Consider the following 9,890-nt stretch of genomic DNA (forward strand, 5'->3'; position numbering starts at 1 on the left):
CAAGGCTCCTTGTTGACCCTCCTGACCGTGGTCTTTGTGGCCATTCTGGTCGGGATCAGCCTGCTGGTCTATCGGTTTCCCTGGCGTCTGGATCTGACAGAGGGGAAAAAGAACTCCATTTCCAGCCAAACGCAAAAGATCCTAAAGACCATCAATCAGGATGTCTGGATCCGGGCCTTTTTTCAGGAAGGCAACCCGGGCAAAAAGAAGGCCCAGGCCCTTTTTGAGATCTATGGCTATACCAATCCCCGCATCCATCACCAGTTTATCGATCCCGATCGGCAGCCTTCCCTGGCCCAACAATACGGAGTGCGCAACTACGGGGCCTTGATCCTGGAATCAGGGGAAAAAACCCAGTCGGTGGCTGTGACCGATGAAGAAGGGATCACCAATGGTCTGCTGCGTTTAATGCAAACCAAGGCCAAAAAGGTCGTTTTTTTGTCCGGCCATGGGGAAAAAAGCGTTGAGGATTCCCAAAAGGCCGGTTATTCCATGGCCAAAGGTCTCCTTACCAAAGAAAATTATCTGGTGGAGGAGAGGAACCTTCTGGCCGGGGGCGGGTTTGATGCCGAGGTCCGCCTTCTGGTGATCGCCGGACCGAAAAAGCCCTTTTTCCCGGAAGAGATCGAGGATCTGAAAAAATATTGCCAGTCCGGGGGCCGGGTAATCCTTCTGCTGGAGCCTTATCAAGACAGCGGGTTAAAGGAATGGTTGGCCTCTCTTGGGGTGACCCTGAACGATGACATCGTGATCGACAAGCTCAGCCGGGTCTACGGGGGGGATTATCTGATCCCTATGGCCGGGTCTTACGGTCGCCATCCGATAACCGATCAATTTACTGTAGCCACTTTCTTTCCTACGGCCCGATCTATAAACATCTTTCCTTCCCCGTCTTCCCCGGTATCAGCCGAGGTCCTGGTCCGTTCTTCTTCCGGGAGTTGGTCTGAATTAAACAGGAAAGATATGGAAAAAGGAAAGGCCTCCTTTGACCCCGGGCAAGAGCAGAAAGGCCCGTTGCCCCTGGCCGTTTTAGTGAACTTTTCTTCCCCGGGAAAAATGGCGGAAAGAAACGAACCCAAAGAAAAAGAAAAAAAATCTCCTAAAGGACAAATCGTCCTTTTCGGCGATTCGGATTTTGCCAGTAACGGCTATTTTAACCTTTCGGGGAATGGGGACCTTTTCTTAAACACGGTAAATTACCTGACTGAAGAGGAGGCCCTGATCGCCATCCGTCCAGCCAAAACGGCGCAGGTCCGACCCTTGACCCTTTCCTCCTCTCAGGTCATGGTTTTGTTTTGGGTTTCCCTGGTCCTGATGCCTCTTATGGTCATAGGGGCCGGAATTTTGGTCTGGAGGTCGAGGAGAAAGGCCCGGTGATTTTAAGGAAGCTGTGGGTTTATCTTTCCATCCTGGTGGTGGTGGCCGGGATATGGGCTGCGATGGAATTCTTTTTCCCTAAGAAATCGGAAGACATTAAAAACCAGGCCCTTTTCCCAGGTATTTCGTCGGCTAAGATAGTGGAGATACAATGGAGACGAGGGGCTGATGTGATCCACCTTAAAAAGGAAGGCTCCTGGAAGATTATTCAACCCATTTCGGGCCCGGCTGATTCGAAGGTGGTTGAGGGGATCCTCCAAACCCTGAATACTCTGCGCTGGGAACGAAAATGGTCCGACCCCAGACAGGACCTGAAAGAATTCGGCCTGGATATTCCCAGATGGAAAATCCTGTTCTTAACCCAGGGCAAATGGTTTGAAATTCAGGTAGGGAATAAAACCGCCGTGGGAAATACCTGCTATATTAAAATTTCCAATTCTTCGGACCTTTTTCTGATCGAAGAACATTTGGTCAAGGAATTGGATCGGGACCTGTCGGCCCTGAATGAAAAAAAGATCAAGGAAGGTCCCTGATGCCCAAGGTTTTAAATTGTTTAAAAAAAAGAGACTTGCTCCACAATCCTCAGATTAATAGGGATCAATTGTCCCAATATGGTCGGGAATATTTTTCGGAGGACCGGCTGGCAGATGCCCTGAATTTTTTTGAGAAGGCCCAAAACCAGGAAGGGATTCGCCGGATCAGGGAGCGCAGTATCGAAGACGGCGATCCTTTTTTGTTGCAACAAACCAGCAAACTTTTAAAGGAGAGCGCCCCGGAAGCGGCCTGGAGGAAGGCAGGAGAAAAGGCCTTGGCCGATGGAAGATTTCAGCAGGCCCTGACGGCCTTCAGGGCTATCCCTGACGAGGAACAAATTGAAAAAATTCAGACAATGCTGAGGTCTTGAAATTTTATGCAAAACAATAACCATAAAAGGGATTATTACGAAGTCCTGGGTCTTTCAAAGCAGGCTAATGAAGAAGAGATCAAAAAAGCTTACCGGAAAATGGCCCTCAAATTTCACCCGGACCGAAATCCAGGGAACAAAGAAGCCGAAGAACGGTTTAAAGAGGCGGCCGAGGCCTATGAAGTTTTGCACGATTCCCAGAAGCGGGAAGTCTATGACCGGTTCGGTCATGAAGGATTGAAGAGCACCGGTTTTAGCGGCTTTGGCGGGTTTGAGGATATTTTTTCCAGTTTCGGGGATATCTTTGAGGACTTTTTCGGCTTCGGACGGAGAGGTCGGGGCAGTCAGTCCAGGGCCAGAGAAGGGGCGGACCTCCGCTATGATCTTTCGGTTTCCTTCATGGAAGCGGCCAAGGGGAAAGAAATGGAACTAAAAATCCCCCGGTTGGAAACCTGTTCCCTCTGCCATGGAAACGGTCTTGAACCCGGCACAAAGCCCGAATTTTGCCCTACCTGCGGCGGGAGAGGACAGGTGGTCCAGACCCAGGGATTTTTTCGAATCAGCACCCCCTGCCCCCGGTGTCACGGCCAGGGTCAGATTATCGCCCATCCCTGCAAAAACTGCCAGGGCCAGGGACGGACTGAGCAGACCAAAACCTTGTCGGTGAAGATCCCGGCCGGGATTTCCAGCGGATCCCGTTTACGTTTCCGGGGCCAGGGAGAAGGGGGAATCAATGGGGGTTCTTCCGGGGATTTGTATGTCGTGGTCTATGTGGAAGAACACGATTTCTTTCATCGGGAAGGGGATGACGTGATTTGTTCCATACCCATTTCGATGATTCAGGCTGCTTTAGGAGCGGAAATTGAGATACCGACCTTAAATAATCCTAAAAAACTCACCATTCCCAAAGGGACCCAGAACGGCCACACCCTGCGGCTGAAAGGCGAAGGGTTCCCCCACCTTCGGGGGTCCGGCAAAGGGGATCAACTCATTCAGGTGATGATCAAAATCCCCACCCATTTAAATAAAAAACAGGAAGAACTCCTGCGGGAATTTGAGGAATTGGAGACTAAAAAATCAGGTTCCCGGTTGTTTAAGTTGTTTTCCTGACCTTGTCATCGGGCAATAGGCTATGGGCGAAAAAAAATCATAAAATCGTTTTGCCTTTTGCCCTTCGCCTATTGCCTCGTGCCTTTCGCCTTTCTTTTTATCGGATATAGGCCTCGGTCACATAACGGCGCATCATGCGATGGGTGTTAAAATAATAGGCATTTTTTCCGATAGCGTTCTGCATCATGCGGACCCAAATTCCATTATCCTGGTAAAACGTGGGGATAATAACCTTCTCAAGCTTGTTGTAAAGGTCCTCCGCATCCCGGGTATCGAAGCTGTCGACCAGTTGGGTTTCCGTGGGGCTCGGCCCGATAGACCAGCCGGTGTATCCTTCGATATGACCTTCGATCCACCAGCCGTCCAGGACACTGAAATTCACAACGCCGTTATGGGCCGCTTTCATCCCGCTGGTGCCTGAGGCCTCCCGGGGTCTTAAGGGGGTATTCAGCCAGACATCCACTCCGGAAACCAATTTTAAGGCCACCTCCATATCATAATTGGGAAGATAGACAATCTTGATCAGGCTTTTTAATTTTTCCTTAAAGGCAAAAATATTTTCAATCAAGGCCTTGCCCGGACGATCATTAGGATGGGCCTTTCCGGCATAGATGATTTGGATCTTTCCGGTCCCAATGGTTTTAAGCCGTTCCAGGTCGCTAAACAAAAGATCAGCCCGTTTGTAAGCCGTGGCCCGGCGGGCAAATCCAAAAGTCAATAAACCGGGATCCATCTCTACGCCGGTTGTTTCCCGGACATAATTGAATAAGATCGATTTTGCTTCCAGATGGGCTTCCCAGATCTCCTGGTCGGGGATCCGGCCTATGCGGACAAATAATTCAGGTTCATTGGCCCAGCCGGGAAGATATTTATCGTAAAGCCGCTTGAAGCTCTCACAGGTCCAGGTATAGGAATGGACCCCGTTGGTGATGGCGTTGATTTTATAACCAGGGAACATGGTCCTGGAGACTTCTCCGTGCTTTTTGGCCACCCCGTTGACAAACTCACTCAGGTTGAGGGCCAGCAGAGTCATATTAAGGGCCTCCTGGCCGGCCAGACCTTTTAACACATCAAAGGGAATGGGTTCTCCCAGAATCTGCCGGACAAGGTCGTATGAAAATCGGTCGTGGCCGGCCTCGACCGGGGTATGCGTGGTGAAGACACAGAGCTCTTTAACCCGGTTCACATCCCAGACCAGTTTCTCATCCCAGACCTCTTCTATAGGCTTTTGAAAATTATGGAGAAGCTCCAGGGTCAGCAGGCTGGCATGCCCTTCATTGAGATGATATTTTTTTATTTCAAAGCCTAACTTTTTCAACATCCTGGCCCCGCCCAGGCCCAGGACAATTTCCTGCTTTAAACGGTAGGGCAGATCTTTTCCATAGAGAAAAGAAGTAATTTCCCGGTCTTCGGGGGCATTTTCTTCCAGGTCCGTATCGAGAAAGAAAACAGGGACCTTCCCTCCGGTAAAGCTTTTTACCGTATAATGCCAGACTTGGATCAAGACCCTTCGGCCCTCAATTTCCACCGAAACCTTAGGAGAAAGCAAGGTCATGGACTTAACCGGGTCCCAGAGAACGGGGTGTTCTGTCTGTCTGCCCTTGGAATCCAGTTCTTGACGGAAGTATCCTTTTTTAGTGATCAGGGTAACAGCCACCATGGGCAGGTTAAGATCAGCACCGGATTTGATGGTATCCCCGGCCAGGACCCCCAGACCGCCGCTATAAGTAGGAATGCTGCTGTGAATACCTATTTCCATGGAAAAATAGGATATCTTTGGTTCTTGAGTAAGCTCCATTAACTGAAGGGCTTCCGGATTCATACGTTTCCTCTAAGCTCTTGAAAGGACGGACTTCACCCCAAACCCCAGGACAAAGTTGTACCTTTGTGAAAGACCAGGTTAAAGTGGACTTTCAGATTGGATGAAAAAGGTTCTTAAAAGCGTTTTTATTTTTTGCAGGCGGCCCGTTTTTTCTTCATTGGGGTTCCACAGCAAACCAGATCCACTGTAGGACAATCACAGTCTTGATCCACGGTGACCAGCAGCCCACAGTCGCTACAGGCGTATTTGGTCCCTACTCGGGAAGCTTTTTTAGGAGCGGGTTTGGCAACGGGTTTTTTGGTCATGGCCATGTTTCGTTCCTCCTCAGGATCAAAATTGATATTTTGTTTAATTATGGATTAAAATAAAGAATGTTGTCAAGAGGTTATTTGATTAATAATTTTTCTTGCCAATAGCGTTTAAATCGGGTATATAAAATACTTTTAAATTTATCGCTTCAGAAAATTCTCAAGAGGGGAACTGGATGGGTAGCGTAGTCAAAAAGAGACGGAAAAAGATGCGAAAGCATAAGCATAAAAAGTTGATGAGGAAAACCCGGCATCAGCGTAAGAAGAGGGGCAAGTAATCACCCAGTATCAGAAGGGCATTGTTTCTGGTCATCCAAGGTTTTTTACCCGGATGTCCCCTGTTGTAATTAAAAATGAAATGATTCTCTCTCTATCCAGGCCATCCCTTCGGGTATGGCCTGTTTTATTATTGGGGGGTTTATAAAGCCACGTATTTTGACCATAGCCGGATCGGACCCGAGCGGTGGGGCCGGCATACAGGCCGACCTGAAGGTCATCGCTTTGCTGGGAGGCTATGGGACCTCGGTTATAACGGCCTTGACGGCCCAGAACACCTTGGGAGTTCAAGGGATCTTCCCGGTTCCCCGGTCGTTTATACGGGAACAACTCCAGGCGGTCCTTTCCGATATCAGCGTCGATGCCGTGAAAACAGGCATGCTGGCCCGGGCCGAAATCATTACTCTGGTGGCCCAAACCCTAAATGAATTTAAGATTGAAAAGGTGGTGCTGGATCCGGTCATGATCTCCGGAACCGGGCATCCCTTATTGGAAAAAAAGGCCGTTCAAACGCTCAGGGATGATCTTTTCCCCGTGGCCGGTTTGGTCACTCCTAATCTCTCCGAAGCCTCGGTCTTGACCGGTCTTCCGGTGCGGACCGTTGCGGATATGAAAAGGGCTGCCATGGCCCTTAAAGAAAAAATCAAAGGAATGGTTTTAATCAAAGGGGGACATTTAACCGGAGCGGCCATAGATCTCCTTTACGACGGGATTTCTTTCAGGGAATTTTCCAGCCCCCGAATCCAGACCCCGAATATCCACGGCACCGGTTGTACCTTTTCGGCCGCCATTGCCGTTTTCTGGGGGCAGGGGAATCCTTTAATAAAGGCTGTGGAAAAGGCCAAGGATTTTATTACCAAAGCCATTGCCGGAGCCCAGCCGGTCGGGCATGGCCAGTGGGCTACTGATCCATATAGGTGGCTTGAAAATAACAAAAATAAAAAAGAGGTATCATCTTGACCCAGATTGAATCAGCCCAAAAAGGGGTTCTAACCCCTGAAATGCAGGAAGTGGCCCGCCAGGAAGGGCTGGATCCGGAAGAGATCCAAAAACGTGTGGCCCAGGGGACGGTTGTTATTCCGGCTAACCTCGGGAAGAAGAAGGCCCGCCCGGTTGGTATCGGACAGGGATTGGCGATCAAGGTCAATGCCAATATCGGGACTTCCTCCGATCAGGTGGATCTGGCCCAGGAATTGCGCAAGTTGAATATTTGTGTCGAAGCTAAAGCCGATACAGTCATGGACTTAAGTACCGGGGGTGATTTAAAGGAAATACTCCGAACCTTGATTGCCCATTCCCCTTTGCCTATAGGCACGGTCCCAATCTATCAGGCGGTGGTGGAAACGGCCAGGGAAAAAGGGGGGATTGTCCACCTGACGGCGGATAAGATTTTCGAGGTGATTGAAAGTCAGGCCCAGGCTGGCGTCGACTTTATTACAGTCCATTGCGGCGTTACCCTCAATTCTCTGGAGCGGTTGCAAAAGCAGGGCCGGATCACCGATATCGTCAGTCGGGGCGGGGCCTTTCTGGCAACCTGGATGGTCTATCATGGAAAAGAAAACCCCCTCTATACCGAATATGATCGTTTAATCGAATTGGCCCGTCGATACGATCTGACCTTGAGCCTCGGAGACGGCTTGCGTCCCGGCTGTCTGGCCGATGCCACTGATCGGGCCCAGGTGCAGGAGTTGATCCACCTGGGAGAATTACGGGAACAGGCCTTAAAAGCCGGTGTTCAGGTCATGATCGAAGGGCCCGGGCATGTGCCGCTCAATCAGGTCGAGGCTAATGTGCTGCTTCAGAAACAGCTTTGCCAGGGGGCCCCTTTTTATGTCCTGGGTCCCCTGGTCACGGATATTGCAGCGGGTTACGACCATATTGCCTGCGCCATCGGGGGGGCCTTGGCCGGGATGGCCGGTGCCGATTTTCTCTGCTATGTCACCCCTTCCGAACATTTAAAACTCCCCACGCCGGAAGACGTGCGGGAAGGGATTATCGCGTCCCGTATCGCGGCCCATGCCGCCGACCTGGCCCGGGGCCGGGCGAAGTCCTGGGAACAGGATCGTCAAATGGCCCTGGCCCGTAAAGCCTTGAACTGGGAAAGACAGATCGGCCTATGCCTGGATCCGGAAAAGGCCCGCCGGATGAGGGCCGAAAGCCCTCCCAGTGAATCGGAGGTCTGTACCATGTGTGGGGAGTTCTGCGCCATCAAAATGGTTCGGGAGTTTTTTAAAAAGGAATGAGACCGTTTGTATTAGTTTAGGTTCATAAAAAAAGTTTTTATAACCCCACCCAATCTGGATGGATTATGAATTCTTCCCAGAAAAACCCGCAGATTCGACCAAAAGAAATAATATTGGGGGCCCTGTCCCAAAGGGAATTTGTTTCCGGAGAGGCCTTGGCCAAGGAATTGGGTATGACCCGCCCGGCTATCTGGAAATATATGGCCAAACTCAAAGAAGAGGGTTTTAGTATCGAATCTTTGCAGGGGAAAGGGTATCGCCTGACGGCCGTTCCGGATATTTTATTGCCTGATCTTTTAGCCCGGGAGTTGAAAACCGCTTTTTTGGGGAAAAACATCCACCACTTCCTCCGTACCGATTCCACGAATATTCAAGCCAGAACCCTGGCGGCCCAGGGGGCTCCGGAAGGGACCCTGGTTGTGGCCGAATTCCAGGAAAAAGGCAAAGGCCGGCTGAGCCGCATTTGGCAATCGCCATCCGGTAAAAATCTCTTATTTTCTTTGATCCTGAGGCCGAACTGGCTGCCCCAAGAGGCCTTTTACGGCACCGTGCTGGCCTCGGTTTCTCTTTGCCGGGCCATCCGGGAGATCGCCGGGATGGATGTGGGCATCAAATGGCCCAATGATATTTATGCCGGGGATAAAAAATTAGCCGGAATCCTGACCGAATTTACCACCGACCCGGACCGGATGGAATATATGATCATCGGGATCGGCGTCAATTGCCACTGGGCCCCTTTGGAGCCGCCTCCGGGGGGACAGCCGGCCACCAGCATTTTAAAGGAAACCGGCAAGAAGATCTCCCGCCTTCAACTCCTGACCCGGTTTTTGACCTTCGGGGAAACCCTTTACCAAAAGGCTCAAAACGAAGGGGTTGGGTTTTTACGTAAGGAGTGGAATCGGTATTCTTTAGTCAAAAACCGGAAGGTAACCATTCTGAATAACCAGACTTCCCTGACCGGTGTGGCCCAGGGCATTGACGATCACGGCGGACTGATCGTTCTCCTGGATAACGGCCGAAAGGAAACGATTCTGACCGGCGATGTACATCTGAGGTTTTAGGCACTCAGTATTGGTGGGATTTATGAAAAAAATAGCTTTTCTCCTGTTGTCCTTAATTCTGTTTTATTTGGGATGTGCCATCCCGTCTGTTCCGCATGCGGTCAGGGACATGCAAATTTTCAATCTCAAAGAATTTCAGACAGGACTACTGATTGAAGCGGACCGCCAAAGACAAAAAACCCTTGAAGATCAGTACCTGGAATTGGCAGAAAAAATACCCCAAGGGGTGGTTCTGGCCAACATGTTCGGAGACATCCTGGAAGCAAATCCCGCTTATCAAAAAATGCTGGGATATGCCTTGGCGGAGTTGAAGAATATAACCTTTCAGAAAATTACACCTTCTAAATGGCATGAGAAGGAAAAACAAAAAATCAGTGAAGCCATGGCACAGGACTATGTGCATTTCCAAAAGGAGTATATCAGGAGAGATGGTTCGATACTGGCCGTTGAGGTGACATGCTGGATTATCAAAGATCGAAAGGAAAATCCCATAGGGATCGGGAGTCTGGTTAGGCATTGAAAGCAAAAGGCCTGCTTCCTTCGAAATAAAAACGGGCTATAGGGTATGAGGATATTTCGAATAATAATGAGAATTTTGCCAGGCCTTTTTCATCGCCTGGTTAAATTTTCTCGTAGCAAAGAAGGTAGTCCCACCCTTTAAATTATAAAAAGATTTTAGAAGCCGGTAGGGATAGCCTGGAAAGGTGTATATACTTTTTTTTAGAAAACTATCGCCCCGATAAATGGTTTCTTCTTCAATTCCATTAGGCTTATGAACCACATAGGAAA

General features: G+C 49.8%; 11 protein-coding genes. 9 read left to right on the plus strand and 2 right to left on the minus strand.

Annotated elements, in window-relative coordinates; translation table 11 throughout:
- The 4 genes from HY879_19540 to dnaJ all read left to right on the plus strand — a co-directional run.
- The coding region (locus tag HY879_19540) for a GldG family protein (GenBank protein ID MBI5605530.1) at positions 1–1,377 on the plus strand (1,377 nt) is incomplete at its 5' end.
- Positions 1,374–1,910, plus strand: a complete 537-nt coding sequence (locus tag HY879_19545) for a DUF4340 domain-containing protein (protein ID MBI5605531.1) — start codon at positions 1,374–1,376, stop codon at positions 1,908–1,910. The genes HY879_19540 and HY879_19545, both read left to right, overlap by 4 nt.
- A complete protein-coding gene (locus tag HY879_19550; protein ID MBI5605532.1) occupies positions 1,910–2,281 on the plus strand; it encodes a hypothetical protein in 372 nt (123 codons plus the stop codon). The genes HY879_19545 and HY879_19550 overlap by 1 nt, the downstream gene beginning before the upstream one ends.
- 6 nt (positions 2,282–2,287) lie before the next feature.
- Positions 2,288–3,391 (plus strand): molecular chaperone DnaJ, encoded by a 1,104-nt coding sequence (gene dnaJ, locus HY879_19555; GenBank protein ID MBI5605533.1) that lies wholly within the window; start codon positions 2,288–2,290, stop codon positions 3,389–3,391.
- A gap of 97 nt (positions 3,392–3,488) precedes the next feature.
- Here the strand turns inward: dnaJ and glgP are convergent, their stop codons facing one another.
- Both glgP and HY879_19565 read right to left on the minus strand, forming a co-directional pair.
- Positions 3,489–5,213 carry an alpha-glucan family phosphorylase gene (gene glgP, locus HY879_19560; protein ID MBI5605534.1) on the minus strand — a complete coding sequence of 575 codons (1,725 nt, stop codon included), beginning with the start codon at positions 5,211–5,213 and terminating at the stop codon, positions 3,489–3,491.
- 125 nt (positions 5,214–5,338) lie between these two features.
- Complete coding sequence (locus HY879_19565; GenBank protein ID MBI5605535.1) at positions 5,339–5,524, minus strand: hypothetical protein; 186 nt, start codon at positions 5,522–5,524, stop codon at positions 5,339–5,341.
- 173 nt (positions 5,525–5,697) lie between these two features.
- Between HY879_19565 and HY879_19570 the strand changes: the two genes are divergently transcribed.
- The 5 genes from HY879_19570 to HY879_19590 all read left to right on the plus strand — a co-directional run bounded on the left by HY879_19570 (position 5,698) and on the right by HY879_19590 (position 9,621).
- Positions 5,698–5,799, plus strand: coding sequence for an AURKAIP1/COX24 domain-containing protein (locus tag HY879_19570; protein ID MBI5605536.1), 102 nt, complete (start codon positions 5,698–5,700; stop codon positions 5,797–5,799).
- 115 nt (positions 5,800–5,914) lie between these two features.
- Positions 5,915–6,757 (plus strand): bifunctional hydroxymethylpyrimidine kinase/phosphomethylpyrimidine kinase, encoded by an 843-nt coding sequence (thiD, locus tag HY879_19575; GenBank protein ID MBI5605537.1) that lies wholly within the window; start codon positions 5,915–5,917, stop codon positions 6,755–6,757.
- Positions 6,754–8,040: a phosphomethylpyrimidine synthase ThiC gene (thiC, locus tag HY879_19580; GenBank protein MBI5605538.1), complete on the plus strand. Its 1,287-nt coding sequence runs from the start codon at positions 6,754–6,756 to the stop codon at positions 8,038–8,040. The genes thiD and thiC overlap by 4 nt, the downstream gene beginning before the upstream one ends.
- Positions 8,041–8,105: 65 nt before the next feature.
- Positions 8,106–9,101 carry a biotin--[acetyl-CoA-carboxylase] ligase gene (locus HY879_19585; GenBank protein MBI5605539.1) on the plus strand — a complete coding sequence of 332 codons (996 nt, stop codon included), beginning with the start codon at positions 8,106–8,108 and terminating at the stop codon, positions 9,099–9,101.
- Positions 9,102–9,123: 22 nt separating this feature from the next.
- Complete coding sequence (locus tag HY879_19590) at positions 9,124–9,621, plus strand: PAS domain-containing protein (protein MBI5605540.1); 498 nt, start codon at positions 9,124–9,126, stop codon at positions 9,619–9,621.
- The last annotated feature ends 269 nt before the right edge of the window (positions 9,622–9,890 follow it).

This window comes from Deltaproteobacteria bacterium, from assembly GCA_016219225.1.
GTDB lineage: Bacteria > Desulfobacterota > RBG-13-43-22 > RBG-13-43-22 > RBG-13-43-22 > RBG-13-43-22.

Bases quoted from the DNA above. Each gene is read 5' to 3' on its own strand.
- HY879_19590 (MBI5605540.1), top strand. From the start codon at position 9,124: ATGAAAAAAATAGCTTTTCTCCTGTTGTCCTTAATTCTGTTTTATTTG.
- HY879_19565 (MBI5605535.1), bottom strand. From the start codon at position 5,524: ATGGCCATGACCAAAAAACCCGTTGCCAAACCCGCTCCTAAAAAAGCT.
- dnaJ (MBI5605533.1), top strand. From the start codon at position 2,288: ATGCAAAACAATAACCATAAAAGGGATTATTACGAAGTCCTGGGTCTT.
- thiD (MBI5605537.1), top strand. From the start codon at position 5,915: ATGGCCTGTTTTATTATTGGGGGGTTTATAAAGCCACGTATTTTGACC.
- HY879_19585 (MBI5605539.1), top strand. From the start codon at position 8,106: ATGAATTCTTCCCAGAAAAACCCGCAGATTCGACCAAAAGAAATAATA.
- HY879_19550 (MBI5605532.1), top strand. From the start codon at position 1,910: ATGCCCAAGGTTTTAAATTGTTTAAAAAAAAGAGACTTGCTCCACAAT.
- glgP (MBI5605534.1), bottom strand. From the start codon at position 5,213: ATGAATCCGGAAGCCCTTCAGTTAATGGAGCTTACTCAAGAACCAAAG.
- HY879_19570 (MBI5605536.1), top strand. From the start codon at position 5,698: ATGGGTAGCGTAGTCAAAAAGAGACGGAAAAAGATGCGAAAGCATAAG.